This window comes from Streptomyces sp. BB1-1-1 (assembly GCF_031597775.1).
GTDB classification, from domain to species: domain Bacteria; phylum Actinomycetota; class Actinomycetes; order Streptomycetales; family Streptomycetaceae; genus Streptomyces; species Streptomyces thinghirensis.
On the sequence record NZ_CP134203.1, the window covers coordinates 264,962 to 281,375 of the forward strand.

Annotated in this window: 10 protein-coding genes; 3 read left to right on the forward strand and 7 right to left on the reverse strand. The window is 70.0% G+C overall.

The window, feature by feature from the left end; translation table 11 throughout:
* Window positions 1-27: 27 nt before the first annotated feature.
* Window positions 28-3,303 carry a LamG-like jellyroll fold domain-containing protein gene (locus tag RI578_RS01280; protein WP_310869259.1) on the forward strand — a complete coding sequence of 1,092 codons (3,276 nt, stop codon included), beginning with the start codon at window positions 28-30 and terminating at the stop codon, window positions 3,301-3,303.
* A 55-nt stretch (window positions 3,304-3,358) separates the two neighbouring features.
* Here the strand turns inward: RI578_RS01280 and RI578_RS01285 are convergent, their stop codons facing one another.
* From RI578_RS01285 to RI578_RS01310, 6 genes are all read right to left on the reverse strand, one after another.
* The gene (locus RI578_RS01285) at window positions 3,359-4,861 is read right to left on the reverse strand and encodes a glycoside hydrolase family 43 protein (RefSeq protein ID WP_310869260.1); all 1,503 of its coding nucleotides are present in this window, start codon (window positions 4,859-4,861) and stop codon (window positions 3,359-3,361) included.
* An 87-nt stretch (window positions 4,862-4,948) separates the two neighbouring features.
* On the reverse strand, window positions 4,949-5,983 hold the full coding sequence (locus RI578_RS01290) for an ABC transporter permease (RefSeq protein ID WP_310869261.1): 1,035 nt from the start codon (window positions 5,981-5,983) through the stop codon (window positions 4,949-4,951).
* Window positions 5,980-6,942, reverse strand: a complete 963-nt coding sequence (locus RI578_RS01295; protein WP_310869262.1) for an ABC transporter permease — start codon at window positions 6,940-6,942, stop codon at window positions 5,980-5,982. Before RI578_RS01295 ends, RI578_RS01290 begins: the two co-directional genes overlap by 4 nt.
* Window positions 6,935-8,494, reverse strand: coding sequence for a sugar ABC transporter ATP-binding protein (locus tag RI578_RS01300; RefSeq protein ID WP_310869263.1), 1,560 nt, complete (start codon window positions 8,492-8,494; stop codon window positions 6,935-6,937). The genes RI578_RS01295 and RI578_RS01300 overlap by 8 nt, the downstream gene beginning before the upstream one ends.
* Window positions 8,495-8,560: 66 nt before the next feature.
* The gene (locus RI578_RS01305; protein ID WP_310869264.1) at window positions 8,561-9,655 is read right to left on the reverse strand and encodes an ABC transporter substrate-binding protein; all 1,095 of its coding nucleotides are present in this window, start codon (window positions 9,653-9,655) and stop codon (window positions 8,561-8,563) included.
* A 632-nt stretch (window positions 9,656-10,287) separates the two neighbouring features.
* Window positions 10,288-11,319 (reverse strand): LacI family DNA-binding transcriptional regulator, encoded by a 1,032-nt coding sequence (locus RI578_RS01310; protein WP_310869265.1) that lies wholly within the window; start codon window positions 11,317-11,319, stop codon window positions 10,288-10,290.
* A 637-nt stretch (window positions 11,320-11,956) separates the two neighbouring features.
* Between RI578_RS01310 and RI578_RS01315 the strand changes: the two genes are divergently transcribed.
* A complete protein-coding gene (locus RI578_RS01315; protein WP_310869266.1) occupies window positions 11,957-14,356 on the forward strand; it encodes an RICIN domain-containing protein in 2,400 nt (799 codons plus the stop codon).
* Between the two features lie 93 nt (window positions 14,357-14,449).
* Here the strand turns inward: RI578_RS01315 and RI578_RS01320 are convergent, their stop codons facing one another.
* The gene (locus RI578_RS01320; RefSeq protein ID WP_310869267.1) at window positions 14,450-15,007 is read right to left on the reverse strand and encodes a TetR family transcriptional regulator; all 558 of its coding nucleotides are present in this window, start codon (window positions 15,005-15,007) and stop codon (window positions 14,450-14,452) included.
* A 120-nt stretch (window positions 15,008-15,127) separates the two neighbouring features.
* Here RI578_RS01320 and RI578_RS01325 point away from each other — a divergent pair, with 120 nt between their 5' ends.
* Window positions 15,128-16,354, forward strand: a complete 1,227-nt coding sequence (locus RI578_RS01325; protein ID WP_310869268.1) for an MFS transporter — start codon at window positions 15,128-15,130, stop codon at window positions 16,352-16,354.
* The last annotated feature ends 60 nt before the right edge of the window (window positions 16,355-16,414 follow it).

Here is a 16,414-nt window from a genome sequence, read left to right on the forward strand (position 1 = left end):
CGGGGCCTCTGCGCGAGGAAGGGTTCGATGAGACAACGACACACCCGCCCACGAGCCAGAGCGTGGGCGTTGCTCACAGCCGCAGCCCTGGCACTGCCCACGACCGCTCTGATGTCCACCGCGTCGGCCGCCGAGACACCAGTCGCCGCATCGGCCCCCTCGTCCGAGCAGGCCGCCGTCGCGGTGCACGGTCTGAAGGGCGAGTACTTCAGCATGTCGGCGCCGGGCGCGCGGGACTTCGCCGAACTCGGTGGCACCCTGCTCGACCCGCAGGTCAACTTCTCCGGACTGACCAGCACCTTCGAGGAACTGACCGGGCAGACGGAGCACACGACCGCCCGCTGGACGGGGCAGATCGAGGCACCGGCCACCGGTGACTACACCTTCTACGCCAGCGGCGACAACGGCTTCCGCCTCTACATCGACGGCGAGCCGGTCATCGACCACTGGGAGCCGGACTGGGACAACGAACAGACCAGCGTGCCGATCCGGCTGGCCGCCGGGGAGAAGCACGACTTCCGCCTGGAGATGTTCCAGGACACCGGCGGCGCCAACATGTTCCTGCGCTGGTCCACCCCGGACCTGCCCAAGCAGGTCGTCCCCATGTCGGCGTTCACCCCGCCGGCCGGGTTCGAGGTCTACCCGGTGGAACCGTCGGTCTCCGAGAACGGCCGACAGGTGCGGGCGCGGTTCGAGGGCAGGGTCGGCGGTGACGTGAAGGCGCTGGCGGACCACCTGGAGATCGAGGCCGACACCACCCCCATGCCGATCGACTCGGTCACGGTCGCCCCCGGTGACCGCGACGCCCTGCTGATCACCCTCGCGGAGCCGATCCAGAAGAACCAGCAGGTCCGGGTGGTGTACGACGGCGAGGGCGGCCTGACCTCCGGCGGCGAGACCGTGCCGAAGATCCTCCGCTACGCGCAGAACGACTCCACCCACCGGCTCACCACCAAGTGGGGCGACAAGCTCGACACGAAGAACCCGCTGCCGGAGTACCCCCGCCCGCAGCAGGTGCGCGACAAGTGGAAGAACCTCAACGGGCCCTGGCAGTTCGCCGCCGCCGACGCGGGCGAGCAACCGGTCTTCGGCAAGGACCTGGACGAGAAGATCGTCGTGCCGTTCCCGGTCGAGTCGCAGCTCTCCGGTCTGGAGCGGCACGAGGACCACATGTTCTACCGCAAGCTCGTCGACGTGCCGAAGAGCTGGAAGGTCGGCCAGGGCAACAAGGGCGACCGGCTGAAGCTCCACTTCGGCGCCGTGGACTACCAGACCCGCGTATGGGTCAACGGCGAGAAGGTCGCCGAACACACCGGTGGCTACACCGCGTTCAGCGCCGACATCACCGACGCGCTCAAGGGCAAGGGACCGCAGGAGGTCGTGGTCGCCGTCACCGACACCGGCGGCGCCAACCAGCCGATGGGCAAGCAGACCGCCAACCCGGGCGGCATCTTCTACACCCAGTCGTCGGGCATCTGGCAGACGGTGTGGATGGAGCCGGTCGCCGACACCTCCATTGACAACGTAGTCACGACCCCCGACGTCGACGCCGGCACCCTCGCGGTGAAGGTCGAGTCCGAAGGCGCCTCCGCGAAGGCGCGCGTAGAGGCCGTCGCCCGTGACAGGCGCGGCAAGGTCGTCGGCCGAATCAGCGGACCGGCCAACGAGGAGCTGCGCCTGCCCGTGGCGAAGCAGCACCTGTGGAGCCCGGACGACCCCTACCTCTACGACCTCGACGTCAAGCTCACCGACGGCAGGTCGAAGGACGAGATCGACAGCTACTTCGGCATGCGCGAGGTGGGCATCGAGAAGGTCGGCGGCTACCAGAAGCTGGTGCTCAACGGGAAGCCCGTCTTCTCGCTCGCCACACTCGACCAGGGCTTCTGGCCCGACGGCCTGTACACGGCCCCCAGCGACGAGGCCCTGGCCTTCGACCTGAAGGCCCACAAGGAGCTGGGCTTCAACTCCGTCCGCAAGCACATCAAGGTGGAGCCGGCCCGGTGGTTCTACCACGCGGACCGGCTCGGTCTGCTGGTCTGGCAGGACTTCGTCTCCGGGAACATCACCAACACGACCGGCCAGAAGGCGTTCGTCGACCAGGGCATGGAGGCGATGCGGCAGCACCACAACGCACCCTCCGTCATCGGCAACGTCGTCTTCAACGAGGGCTGGGGCGAGTGGGACCGCGAGGAGAGCGGCCGTATCGCCGAGGCCGTCAAGGCCGCCGACCCCTCCCGGATCGTCAACGCCCACAGCGGTGTGAACTGCTGCAACTCCAAGGGTGACTCGGGCAAGGGCGACATCATCGACCACCACGACTACAACAACGAGGACCCGCCGTTCCCCGACCACCGGGCCGCCATGGACGGCGAGCACGGCGGCTTCACCCTGCGCACCCCGGGGCACATGTGGCCGGGCACTCCGACCGTGATCTACAGCGGCGTCGCCGACAAGGAGGCGCTGACCCGCAAGTACGTGGAGAACACCGAGGAGTTCTACCTCGAACAGGCCGGCGCCGAGCTGTCCGGCTCGGTGTACACGCAGATCTCCGACCTGGAGAACGAGCTCAACGGCCTGTACACGTACGACCGCCGTGAGATCAAGGTCGACCCCGTCCGGGTCCGTGAGGTCAACCGCGAGGTCATCGCGGCCGGTGCCGCCGCGGGCGACCGGGAGGAGCTGAAGGGCGGCGGGCACTGGTCCCTCGACGAGGGCGCGGGCACCACTGCGAAGGACGAGGGTCCGAACGACAAGCCTCTGGAGCTCTCCGAGGGCACCGCCTGGACGCCCGGTGTCAGCGGCAGCGCGCTGACGTTCGACGGCGAGGGGCAGCACGCCGAGACGGACGGCCCGGTGCTCGACACCACCGGGAGCTACTCGGTCTCCGCCTGGGTGACCCTCGACGAGCTGCCCGGCAACTACGCCACCGCCGTGAGCCAGGACGGCCGGCACCAGGCCAGCCCGTTCTACCTCCAGTACGGCCAGGGCGCCTTCGCCTTCAGTACGCCCGGCGAGAACCGTGCCCGGCTGGTCACCACACCCGAGACGGACCGCTGGTACCACCTCGTCGGGGTGCGCGACGGCGCGAGCAACCAGATCAGTCTCTACGTCGACGGCGAGCTGGCGTCGACCGCGACCGCCGGCCCGAACTACGTCTCCTCCGGGCCCCTCGCGGTCGGCCGGGCCCAGTGGAACGGCGAGGACACCGACTTCTGGAACGGCGCCGTCGACGAGGTCCACGCCTACGACAGGGCTCTCACCGCCGAGGAGGTGAGCACGCTGCACACGCAGGAGAAGCCGTAGCTCCGGCCCCTGTGAAGGTCCCGGCGAGTGCCGCTCGGCTCACTCGCCGGGACCTTCACTGCGCCGGGCTCACCGCCACGTTGTCGAAGGAGGCGGCGGCGTCGAAGACCCGGACGCCGTTCGCGCCGCTGCGGTATGTGCCGTCGGTGACGGAGATCCTCGGCGTCGTCATGTCGTCGACGTACACCTTGATGGACGAGCCGGCGGCGGTGACGCGCAGCCGGTGGGTCGAGCCGGGGGCGATCGGCATCCGGGCGGTGCCCAGCTCGGTCCAGTTGTCGTTCGCCCGGCCCAGGACCACCTTGCCGCTGGGGCTGATGCCCGCGTAGTAGCCGGAGTAGCTGTCCCAGCCGACCGAGGGCCGGGTCACGCGGAAGGCCAGGCCCGCGTCGCCGCCGCCCGAGGTGACGGTGACGTCGGCTTCCTGGGTGAAGTCGGCGAAGTTCGTGTCGAGCAGCGCCTTGCCGCCCTGGGACTGGTTCACCCGGTAGCGCCCGTCACCGGCCGACCAGGAGCCGCCGTACGTCTTCCAGCCCAGCGCGTTGCCGTCGGCGAAGTTGTCCCTCACCTGCATCTGCACCCGGCGGATGGTGCCGTCGGCGTTGAAGTACATCCGGTCATAGGCGAGTTGGCGGTGGTTGCCGTCGGTCTCGCTGAGGGGACGGCGGTGGTAGACGATGTACCAGACGTCGGTGCCCGGCACGTTGACGACGGAGTTGTGGCCGGACCCCCTGGCGACGGCCGGGTCCTGGGCGAGCACCTTGTCGATCTTCCTGAAGGGGCCGGTGGGCGAGTCGGACATGGCGTAGGACACCGAGTAGTCCGGGCCGGTCCAGCCGCCTTCGGACCACATCAGGTAGTACCTGCCGTTCCGCTTGAACATGAAGGAGCCCTCGGTGTAGTTGTCCGGGGTGATCTCCTTGTAGGTCGACCCGTCGGCGAAGGTGCCGAGGCTCGTCATGTCCGGGTTGAGCTTGACAACGTTGGCATGGTGCCAGCCGCCGTAGTACATGTACGCCTGACCGTCGTCGTCGATGAAGACGTCCTGGTCGATGGGCTGGGCGCCGTTGTGGAACTGCGAGATCAGCGGCCTGCCGATCGCGTCCTTGTAGGGACCCTCCGGCCTGTCCGCGACGGCGACGCCGATGCCGCCGAGCTGGGAGTCGTTCTGGATGTCGTTGGCGGCGAAGTACAGGTAGTACTTGCCGTTCCGCTCCACCGGTGCCGGGGCCCACAGGGCGTACTCGGCCCAGGAGATGTTCGCGGTCGACAGCACATCGGGATGCTTGGTCCAGTTGACCATGTCGGTCGAGGAGAACGCGTCCAGCCGCGTCTGCTCGTCGTAGCTCTTGGAGGTCGTGGGGAAGACCCAGTAACGCCCGTCGTAGATCTCGGTGTCGGGGTCGGCGTACCAGCCGTCGACGAAGGGATTGCCCGCCTCCGACGTCCCGTACACGGGGGCGGCGACGGCCGTCGAGGGCGAGAGCATGGCCAGGAGCCCGCCGACGAGCAGCGTGGCACTGGACTTGGCGAGTAACCCGGTCGTTCTGGCAGTCATGGCAGGGGCCTCCGAGGGGGTGGACGCTGGAAACGGACGCGACGGCCGGGACGTGAGACAGGCACGGCCGCCGCGTCCGCGGTTCGGTCACATCAGTTGCCGTCTGCGGCCCAGCCAGGTCTGAGCGACCACGACGAGGGCCAAGAAGGCGCCGCTGACGACGAGTTGGTAGGAGGAGTCCAGGGACCCGATCTGGTTGATGATGTTCTGGATGACCTTCAGGAGCAGGACACCGACCAGTGAACCGCTGACGTAGCCGAGGCCACCGGTGAGCAGGGTGCCGCCGATGACGACGGCGGAGATGGCGTCCAGTTCCATGCCGTTGCCGAGGATGGTCACGCCGGAGGCGAGCCAGGCGGCGTTGAGGGCGCCGGCCAGTCCGGCCAGCACCCCGGACAGGGTGTAGACGACGATCTTGGTGCGTGCCACCGGCGCGCCCATCAGCGCGGCCGCGTCCTCGTTGCCGCCGACCGCGTAGACGTGCTGCCCGAAGCGGGTGCGGCGCAGGACGACGGCACCCGCCACGAACAGCGCCAGCATGATCCACACGGGGTTGCCCACCCCCAGAGTGGTGCCCTGCCCGAGTTCGGCGAGGAACGAGCCCTTGCCGATCAGGTACGTGTTCGCGCCCTCGTCCGTGATGGCCAGCATCAGTCCGCGCGCCCCCAGCATGGCGGCCAGCGTGACGATGAAGGGTGCCAGACGGGAGCGGGCGACCAGCAGACCGTTGACGACGCCGATCAGGCCGCAGACCACGAGCGGCAGCAGCAGCGCCACCAGCGTGCCGTGCCGGGATCCCCAGGCCGCCAGGACGCCGCCGAGGGCGAAGAGGGAGCCGACGGACAGGTCGATGCCGCCGGTGATGATGACGAAGGTCATGCCGAGGGCGACGATCGCGAGGAACGCCGAACCGGTCGCCATGTTCGAGACGTTGTCGCCGGTGGCGAACGAGTCGAAGCTCAAGGAGGCGATGACCGAGACGAGCACCAGCACCGCCAGCGCGCCGTGCTGCTGGACCAGGGCGCTCAGCCGCTCGGAGCGCGCGGAGCCCACCGGCCCGGTGGCGTCCGTGGGTTCGTTGCTCGCGGTGGTCACGGGCGTTTCCGTTCCGGTGGCGCTCATCGCTTCCCCCGTCCACGTGCCGCGTAGACCGCGCACACGATCACTATGGCCTGGGCGATCTGGGTCCACGAGGGCGGCAGATCGTGCTTGATCAGGGTGGCGGTGAGCAACTGGATGAGCACCGCTCCGGCCACGGTGCCGGCGATGTTGACCCGGCCTCCGGTCAGCGGGGTGCCGCCGACCACGACGGCGGTGATGGCGGACAGTTCCATCAGGTTGCCCAGCGAGGTCGGGTCGCTGGCCTGGAGCCGGGCGGTGGCCAGCACCCCCGCGACCGCCGCGAGCAGCGCGCAGGCGATGTACACGATGATCAGCACGCGGCGCACCGGCAGCCCCGCGAGCTGGGCGGCGGGACGGCTGTCGCCGATGGCCAGCAGCTGGCGGCCGAAGGTGGTGCGGCGGACCACGAACGCGACCAGCAGCGCCAGTGCGGCGGCGATCAGGATCAGGTACGGGACGCCGGCGATGTCACCGGAGCCGAGGGAGGCCAGCGCCGGGTTGTGCAGGTCCTCCAGCTGCGGGAGCAGGACCAGGGCCAGGCCCCGGCCGCCGACCATCAGGGCGAGGGTCGCCACGATGGGCTGGACGCCGATGAAGGCGACCAGTGCTCCGTTGGCCAGGCCCACTCCGGCGGCGAACAGCGCCACCACCAGGAGCGCGGGCAGCAGGCCGTAGCCGAGGTAGAGGGCCGTCACCGAGGCTGCCAGGGCCATCACCGCACCGACCGACAGGTCCACGCCCTCGGTGCCGATGACCAGGGCCATGCCCAGCGCGACGATGATGACGGGTGCGACCTGGACGGCCTGGGTGCGGAAGTTCTCCGCGGACAGGAAGTGCGGGGTGATGACCATGTTGACGACCAGGAGCAGGGCCACGCCGGCGTAGACGCCGTAGGTCTGCAGCCACTGCAGGAGACGGGCCTTGTCCAGCGGGGCGGTGCGGAGAGTGGCTTCAGCCATCGGTGGCCGCCTCCTTCACCGCGTCGTACGCCGGGTCGCCGCCCGCGATGGTGCGCATCAGCTTGTCCTCGGTGACGTCGTCGCCGGTCAGCTCGCCGACGACCGCACCGTCCTTCAGTACGACCACGCGGTCGGACCCTTCGATCAGTTCCTCCAGGTCGGAGGAGATGAGCAGGACGCCCAGACCGTCGCCGGCCAGTTCGTCCACGAGTTTCTGGACCTCGGCCTTGGCTCCGACGTCGATGCCGCGGGTCGGCTCGTCCAGGAGCAGCACCTTGGGGTTCATGGCCAGCCAGCGGGCGAGGAGCACCTTCTGCTGGTTGCCGCCGGACAGTTCGCCGACCTTCTGGTGCGGCGAGGACGCCTTGATGCGCAGCCGCTTGACGAAGGTGTCGACGATGCTGTCCACGCGCGCCTCGGAGACCAGGCCGAAGCGGGAGAGCCGGGGCAGTGCCGCAAGCGCGATGTTCTCGCGGACCGACAGGCCCGGGACGATGCCCTCGCTCTTGCGGTCCTCGGGCAGCAGGCTGATCCCCGCGCGGATGGCCGCCGGGGTGGAACCGCCGCGCAGCGGTGCGCCGGCCACCGTGACCGTGCCCGAACTCCGGGCCAGTGAACCCGAGATGGCCTTCGCCGTCTCGGTGCGGCCCGAGCCGAGCAGACCGCCGAGGCCGACGACCTCCCCCGGGCGGATGCTCACGGAGACGTCGTGCAGCTTGTGCGGGACCGTGAGGCCCTCGGCGTGCAGGACCGGCCGGGCGTCGGCGGCCTGGTGGTCGCCGGAGAACTTCGTCGCCCCCTCCTCGCGGACGTCGCCCAGGTCCCGGCCGAGCATGGTGGAGACCAGGGCGAGGCGGTCCAGGTCGGCCAGCCGGCCGTGGTGCACGCGGCGTCCGTCGCGCAGCACGGTGACGGTGCTGCACATGGCGTACAGCTCGTCCAGGCGGTGACTGACGTAGACGACGGCGATGCCCGCGTCGCGCAGGCGCCGGATCACGGAGAACAGGGTCTCCACCTCGCGCGGTTCGAGCGAGGAGGTCGGCTCGTCCATGATGACGATCCGGGCGTCCGTCGCCACGGCACGGGCCAGGGCCACCATCTGCTGGGCGCCGACGCCGAGGGTGCGCAGCGGCTGCCGCACGTCCACGCGGACGCCGTACGTGCTGAGTGCCTCCTCGGCCTCCCGGTTCATGCGGGCCACGTCCAGCACACCGAAGCGGTTGCGCGGCTCGCGGCCCAGGAAGAGGTTGCGGGCCACGCTCAGCAGCGGGATGAGGTTGACCTCTTGGTAGATGGTCGAGATACCGGCCTTCTGTGCCTCCAGGGGGGTGGCGAAGGAGACCTCGCGGCCCTGGAAGGTGATGACACCCGCGTCGGGCCGGTAGACGCCGGTGAGGAGCTTGATGAGAGTCGACTTGCCTGCGCCGTTCTCGCCGATCAGGGCGTGCACCTCGCCGGGGTGCAGGGTGAGGTCCACGTCGTCCAGGGCCCGGACGCCGGGGAAGGTCTTGCTGAGTCCGCGGACGGCGAGGACTTCGGCGGGGGGTGCCACCTGTGCCTCCAGGAAAGAAGGGGTGAGGGAGGGCCGGGGCCCGGGTGGCCGGGCCCCCGAGGGGGTTCAGTACGCCTTGCCGATGTCCTGCTTGGCGTTGTCGGCGTTGTAGGCGCCGTCCTGGATGATGATGTCCTGGGGGACTTCCTCGCCCTTGGTGAAGGTGTCCAGCGTCTGGAACGCCAGTGGTCCGAAACGCGGGTTGGACTCGATGACGCCGCTGATCCAGCCGTCCACGACGCCCTGGACGGCGTTGCGGGTGCCGTCCACCGTGACGATCTTGACGTCGCCGGCCTTCTTGCCCGCGCCCTTCAGTGCGGTCACCGCGCCGAGGCCCATCTCGTCGTTCTCGGCGTAGATCCCCTTGATGCCCGGCTTGGACTGGATGAGCTGCTCGGTGACCTGCTGCCCCTTCTCGCGGGCGAAGTCACCGGTCTGCTCGAAGACGACCTTCAGGTCCGGGGCCTTCTCCGCGATCCGCTCCTTGAAGCCCTTGGTGCGCTCGGTGGTGACGTTGTTTCCGGCCGAGCCGAGCAGGATGGCGACCTCGCCCTTGCCGCCCGTCGCCTCGATCATCTGGTCCGCGGCGCGTCGGCCCTGCTCGACGAAGTCGGAGGCGATGAAGGAGACGTAGTCCTTGCAGGGCTCCGCGTTTATCTTGCGGTCGATCGTGATGATCGGCACCTTCTTGGCCGCGGCCGCCTGCAACACCGGGTCCCAGCCGTCGGAGTTGAGCGGGGCGATCACCAGCAGGTCGGCACCCTTGGCCAGTAGGTTCTGCACGTCGCTGATCTGCTTGGAGAACTGCGACTGGGCGTTGGCCGTCAACAGCTTCACACCGCGCTTCTCGGCCTCGTCCTTGATGGACTGAGTCTCCGCGATGCGGAACGGGTTGGCCTCCTTCTCCGACTGGGAGAAGCCGACGGTGGCGTTCTTCAGGTCGATCTTCTCGGCACCGTAGGCGTCGATGGTGCAGGTCTTGCTGCCCGGTTTCGGGGTGACGACCTTCTGCTCGGCGCCGGCGGCCGTCTCGGACTGCTTGTTGTCCGAATTGTCGTCCTCCGTCTTCGCGCAGGCGGTCGCGGTCAGAGCCACCGCGGCGGCCAGGGCCACGACCACAGGGCGGGCGGGGAAGGAACGACGAAGAGTGGTGCGCTGCATGGTGGTGACCCCGATCCGGGCGAACGCTGAAAGGGAATGGGGGAGCCGAATGACGCACGGAACCGGCCGGCCCCCCGGCATCGGAACTTGTCCGGTGCACCGCAAGGAGGTTTTACATCGTTGCAAGGGAGCTGTAAACCCCTTGCGCAGGAGATGCGGGCGGCCTCCGGGAACCGGGAGCACGATGCGGCGGACCGGGCGGCCTCGACTCCATCGGCCGCACGGCAGGCGAGGCGCCCGCGCCCATCCGCCCCGCGCTCAGGACGCGCCGTGTCGCGCGAGCCCCCAGGCGTTCCGGACAGGAGTCGGCCACATCTGCGGCCGAGGTCCGCGCCCGTGCGAAGGCGGCCAGGCGTCCTCTACGACCACGTCGCCGACCGCGGGGGATCTGCTGCTCTGGCGTGCACCGGGAGGGGCACGCCTGACCGCCGGCCGGGATTCCGGCGGCTGCCGAGAGACCCGAGAACCTCGACTCGCCGCTACGGCCGAGGGTGCCGACTCCGGTGACCATGCCCGCGGGGCATCCGGAGCCGGGCGTGTGCCGAGCGTCGCGGAGTCGGGCGCGTGCCGGTAGCCACGCCCGACCTTTCACTGCCGGTGACGGCAGGACCATGGATGACGGGCTCGTCGTCTCAGCCGTTCGTGCCCTCGCTCGCACCGCTGCGCCCCAGCGTGCTCTCCCGTTCGACCAGGCGGTAATCCGCCCAGACGCGGCGGGCTTCGGGGGCCGCGCCGCCGAGCCGGGCGAGGACCGACTCCACCGCGAGGCGGCCGATGGCCCCCTTGTCCGGGGAGACGGACGTGAGGGTCACCGCGCCGAACCGCCCCTCGACCACGTCGTCGAACCCGACCACGGCGATGTCCTCGGGGACCCGCAGTCCCCGTGCGTGGAGCACGCGCATCGCGCCGATGGCCATGGGGTCGTTGTAGGCGAAGACCGCGTCGGGACGCCTGCCGGCGTCGAGGATGCGGGTCATGGCCGCCGCGCCGTCGGCGTGCCCCCAACCGTCGGTGGCGGCGACGAGCCCCTCGTCGACGGGGAGCCCGGCGGCGGTCAGTTCCTCGCGCCAGCCGCGTACGCGCAGTTGGGCGGGCTCGTTGCGTCCGCGCCGGGCGCCGATGAACGCCACCTCCCGGCGTCCGAGGCCGACCAGGTGCGCGACGGCCGCGCGGGCGGCGGCGACGTTGTCGATGGCGATGTGATCGTAAGGCAGGTCGTAGTCCCGCTCGCCGAGCAGGACCAGCGGTACGTTCTCCGCGCGGTCGCGCAGGTCCTCGGTCTCCAGCTCGATGGGGCTGAGGATCAGTCCGTCGATGACCCGCGCCCGGAAACCCTGACTGACCAGGAGCTCCTGCTCGCGCCGTCCGCCGGTGTGGTCCAGCAGCACGGTGTAGTCGTGCTCGGCCGCCGTGTCGATCACGGCCGCGGCGAGTTCCGCGAAGTAGGGGTTGCCGAGTTCGGGCAGGGCGAGCGCGATGATGCCCGTGCGTCCAGCCCGCAGGTGCCGGGCGGTCAGATTGGGCCGGTAGCCGAGCTCGTCGATGGAGCGCTGGACGCGTTCGCGCATGGCGGGGGTGACGTGCTGGAAATTGTTCACCACGTTGGAGACGGTCTTGATGGACACCCCCGCGTGCGCGGCGACGTCCTTGAGGCTGACCCGCACGTCATTCCTTTCCCGAACCGCCCGACTCGGGTGGTCGGTGCGGGTTCAGTGTCGTCACCGTGAGCCGTGCGCCGAGCCCGTGCGCTGGTTTTACAACGTTATACATCCGTTGTCGTCACGCTGACAAGGCGGTGACCGAGCGCTCCGTTCCAGCTGCGCCGACGTTCGTCCGACCGAACGGAATGCCAGGTCCGAGGCGTTCACGACCACGGGGAGAGTGTTGCGCACGAGCCCGTCGCCGGTCTACGGAAGCGACCCTCGCGGGTGATCCGACGCTTTCGGGTCGCAGAGACGGTTTCCCTGCCCTGCCCCGGACGGATTCCTGCCCTGCGCCGGGGAGCGGCGCAGGGGCGGCCCGTGCCGCTTTGGCCGGAAGCACACGCCCAGTCGATTCGGGCGAGCCGCACCCCTGGACGGCCACCCCGGGGTGTGCTCTCATCCTCCTTGGCCTCATCCTTCCAACGTTGTACATGTCGCGTTGCACAAGCCGCACGGCAGCCCCGGCGAACGGCCCGGCCGCCCTACCGGTGCGCCTCCGCACCCCATCAGGCGCGTCGTTCGTCTGCCGCCCCTGCGCCCCCTGCCCGGGGGCCGGACGGCGGCACCCAAGCACCCGAGTCCACACCTGGAGCCCCGTATGTCCGTCAGCAGACGCGCACTCCTCGGCACCGGCGCCCTGGCCCTCGGAACGGCAGCACTGGGCGGACCGCTCGCCCCCTCCGCGTCGGCCGCCACGTCACGGCCGACCGGGCCACTCGTGCCCGAAGCCTTCCGGAAACTGCCCGCCGGCAGCGTCACCGCACGCGGGTGGCTCGCCGGCCAGCTCCGACTCCAACTCGACGGCCTGTGCGGCCAGTACGAGAACCTGTCCCATTTCCTCGACTTCTCGGCCACCGGCTGGGTGCACCCGGAGCGCGGCGCGTGGGAGGAGGTGCCGTACTGGTTGCGCGGCTACGTGCCCCTGGCCATCGCCACCGGAGACCGGCACGCACTGGCGCGCTCGAGAGCGTGGATCGACGCGATCCTGGCCACCTCGCAGAGCGACGGCTTCTTCGGGCCGCGCGCCCTGCGCACGTCCCTCAACGGCGGGCCGGACTTCTGGCCGTTCCTGCCTCTGCTCCAGGCGCTGCGCACCTACGAGGAGTACACGGGCGACGAGCGGATCGTGCCCTTCCTCGTCCGGTTCCTGCGCTTCATGAACGCCCAGGGCCCCGGGGCCTTCGACACCAGCTGGGTCTCCTATCGCTGGGGCGACGGCCTCGACGTCACCGTCTGGCTCCACCGCCGCACCGGCGAGCCGTTCCTGCTGGACCTGGCCGCCAAGATGCACACCCTGGGCGCCGACTGGACGGGCCCCACGCCCTCCCGGCACAACGTCAACATCGCCCAGGGCTTCCGGGAGCCCGCCCAGTACGCGCAGGTGACCGGCGACGCGGAGCTGACCCGGGCCACCTACCGAGCCTACGACAGGGTCATGGACGTCTACGGACAGTTCCCGGGCGGCGGCATGGCCGGCGACGAGAACTACCGGCCCGGCTTCACCGACCCCCGGCAGGGCTTCGAGACCTGCGGCATCGTCGAGTTCATGGCCAGCCACGAACTGCTCACCAGGATCACCGGCGACCCCGTCTGGGCGGACCGCTGCGAGGATCTCGCGTTCAACATGCTGCCCGCCTCACTCGACCCCCAGGGCCGGGCCATCCACTACATCACCAGCGCCAACAGCGTCGACCTCGACAACAGGCCCAAGTCCCAGGGGCAGTTCCAGAACGGCTTCGCCATGCAGGCCTTCCAGCCCGGCGTCGACCAGTACCGCTGCTGCCCACACAACTACGGAATGGGCTGGCCCTACTTCACCGAGGAACTGTGGCTGGCCACCCCGGACGGCGGACTGGCCGCGTCGATGTACGCACCGAGCCGGGTCCGCGCGCGGGTCGCGGGGAACACGACGGTGACCGTCACCGAGGACACCGGCTACCCCTTCACCGAGACCGTCACCCTGACCGTGTCCACCCCGCGCCCGGTCCGTTTCCCGCTGCGGCTGCGCGTGCCCGGCTGGTGCGACCGACCGGAGCTACGCGTCAACGGCCGGTCCGTGGCCGCGCCGGACGGCCCCGCCTGGGCCACCGTCGAGCGAACCTGGCGCGACGGCGACAAGGTGACCCTGCGTCTCCCCCAGCGGACGACGCTGCGCCACTGGCCCGAGCAGCACGACGCCGTCAGCGTCCAGCACGGCCCCCTCACCTACTCCCTCAAGATCGGTGAACGGTACGAGCGCTACGCGGGCGACGACACCTTCCCCGCGTACGAGGTGCACGCGACCTCGTCGTGGAACTACGGCCTCACTCCGACACCCCGGCCGGCCCTCACCCGCGACGACGGGCCGGTCCCCGACAACCCGTTCACCCATGAAACGGTCCCGGTCCGCATGACCGCCGAAGCCCGCCGCATCGAACAGTGGATCGCGGACGACGAGCGGGTGGTGGCGCCTCTGCAACCCGGCCCGGCCCGCAGCGACGCCCCCGTGGAGACCGTCACCCTCGTCCCGATGGGCGCGGCGCGGCTGCGTATCACCGCCTTCCCCACGGCCGACCCGGACGGACGGCCCTGGTCCCCCGAACCGCCCTTCCGGCGGATCCAGAACAAGCACAGCGGCAAGGTCCTCGCCGTCGACGGCATGTCCCTGGACAACAGCGCACGCGTCGTGCAGTTCGACAACTCCGGCACCAGCGACCATGCCTGGCAGCTCGTGGACCGAGGCGAGGGCTGGTACCTGATCCGCAACGGCAACAGTGGCAAGGTCCTCGGCGTCGACGGCATGTCCACCGCCGACAGCGCCCGAGTCGTCCAGTACGAGGACAACGGCACCGCCGACCACCTGTGGACCCTGCTGGACGACGGGGACGGCTGGTACCGCGTCCGCAACAAGCACAGCGGCAAGGTCCTCGGCGTCGACGGCATGTCGACGGCGAACAGCGCCCAGGTCGTCCAGTTCACCGACAACGGCACGGCCGACCACCTGTGGAGGTTCCTGTGACCGACTGACGGCGAGGCCCGCAGCAGCCACGGGCACCGACCCCGCGCCGGTACGACAGGGCGCGGGGTCGGTGCCGCTGGTGGGCGCCGTCGTTCAGCGGGCCCGATCGACGACGGCGTCGACGATCGCGGCCACTTCCGCGCGGTCAGTGGGCCGGAGGTCGACGGAGTTGTGGATCGAGAGTCCTTCGATCAGCGCGTCGAGGGCCCGCGCGGTGAGCGGGTCGAAGTGTCTGGCCAGCGAGTCCCGGCTGGCTTGCATCCAGGACCGCATGACGGCGCGCACCTCGGGGTGGCGGGTGGCGAAGGCGTAGAGCTCGTAGCCGAGCAGGAGATTGTGGTCGGTCCCCCACACTTTCCCGCAGATGATCTCGACGACCGCGTCCTGCGCCTCCCGGGGCGACCGGGCGGCCTCCAGGAGGGCTCCGTACCGCGTGGAGACGGTCTCGGCGTGCCGGGTGAAGGCGTCGGTGAGCAGGTGCTGCATGTCGTCGAAGTAGTAGGTGAGTGAGCCCAGCGGCACCCCGGCCGCGTCGGCGATCTTGCGGAAGGTCACTTTGATGGCGCCCTGCTCGGCGATGACGTCGAGCGCGGCGTCGAGGATGCGTTCGCGGCGCCGAGGGTCGTTGGGGCCGCGGGTGCTGCCTGTCATCGCCGTTGTCTGCCCTGTCTTCTCGGACACCCACCCAGTGTGTACATTTGTGCATACTCGGTGGGTGCGGGGACTCGTTGCCTGCCTGTCCATTCTGTCGAATGCCAGCGGAGCCCCTTCTTGACAGACCCCGCCGTGCGCCGACGCCGTCGGGCGTTGTTCCTGTTCTTCTTCCTCAACGGCATCGCCATGTCCTCCTGGGTCACGCGCACGCCGGACATCCGTGATCACCTGGGAGTGTCCACCGGGCAGATGGGGCTGGTGCTCTTCGGCCTGTCGGTCGGCTCCATGGCCGGCATCCTGTGTTCCGGCCGCTTCGTGTCGAAGTTCGGCACCAGGCCCGTAACGGCACTCGCGACCCTGTTGGTCATCGCGAGCGTGGTCATCGTCGGGGTCGGCAGCGCCCTCGCCTCCGCACCGCTGGTCACCGCGGGACTGTGCGTGTTCGGCACGGGGATCGGGTCGGGTGAGGTGGCGATCAACGTGGACGGTGCCGACGTGGAACGGATCACCGGCACGGCGGTTCTCCCCACGCTGCACGGATGCTTCAGCCTGGGGACCGTCATCGGAGGCCTGGCCGGTATGGCGGCCACCGCCGCGTCGTTCCCCGCCCACTGGCACCTGGCGGCAGTCGCCGTGGTGGCGACCGCGCTCTTCACGTACGCCATCGGTGCCGTCCCCGCCCGGACCGGAATCCGCACCGCACCGCCTGCTTCGGACACCGCGCAGCGTTCGAGGCCGCAGGTGTGGCGGGACCGTAGGCTCCTGCTGATCGGGGCCATCGTGCTGGCCATGGCTCTCGCCGAGGGCGCGGCCAACGACTGGCTGCCGCTGCTCATGGTCGACGGCCACGGGCTCGACGCCGCGGCCGGCTCGCTCGTCTACGTGGGTTTCGCCGCGGCGATGACGCTGGGGCGCTTCAGCGGCACGTTCTTCCTCAACCGTTACGGCCGGGCGACTGTCGTGCGGGCCAGCGCGATCTCCGGCGCCATCGGCCTGTCCCTGGTCATCTTCTCCGACAACGCCGTCGTGGCGGCAGCCGCCGTCCTCTTCTGGGGGCTGGGCGCGTCCCTGGGCTTCCCGGTGGCCCTGTCGGCCGCGGGCGATTCGGGGCCCGACCAGACCGCCCGTGTCAGCCTCGTGGCAACGATCGGTTACATCGCCTTCTTGGTGGGGCCGCCAGCTCTCGGCTTCCTGGGCGACCACTACGGATTGCGTTCGGCGATGGTGGTGGTGCTGGCGTTCGTCGCCATGGCCGTCTTCGTGGCCCCTGCCGCCGGCGCTTCCTCAGTCGCGCGCGCTCGGCGGCGGTCGGGACGATCGGGCAAGCCGGCGCAACGGGCATGACAGACAGGCCGATCGGGAGAAGCGGAATACGACGGGTCTCAGCCCTCCGGGCCTGCGCCG

Bases quoted from the DNA above. Each gene is read 5' to 3' on its own strand.
- RI578_RS01280 (WP_310869259.1), top strand. From the start codon at position 28: ATGAGACAACGACACACCCGCCCACGAGCCAGAGCGTGGGCGTTGCTC.
- RI578_RS01285 (WP_310869260.1), bottom strand. From the start codon at position 4,861: ATGACTGCCAGAACGACCGGGTTACTCGCCAAGTCCAGTGCCACGCTG.
- RI578_RS01290 (WP_310869261.1), bottom strand. From the start codon at position 5,983: ATGAGCGCCACCGGAACGGAAACGCCCGTGACCACCGCGAGCAACGAA.
- RI578_RS01295 (WP_310869262.1), bottom strand. From the start codon at position 6,942: ATGGCTGAAGCCACTCTCCGCACCGCCCCGCTGGACAAGGCCCGTCTC.
- RI578_RS01305 (WP_310869264.1), bottom strand. From the start codon at position 9,655: ATGCAGCGCACCACTCTTCGTCGTTCCTTCCCCGCCCGCCCTGTGGTC.
- RI578_RS01315 (WP_310869266.1), top strand. From the start codon at position 11,957: ATGTCCGTCAGCAGACGCGCACTCCTCGGCACCGGCGCCCTGGCCCTC.
- RI578_RS01320 (WP_310869267.1), bottom strand. From the start codon at position 15,007: ATGACAGGCAGCACCCGCGGCCCCAACGACCCTCGGCGCCGCGAACGC.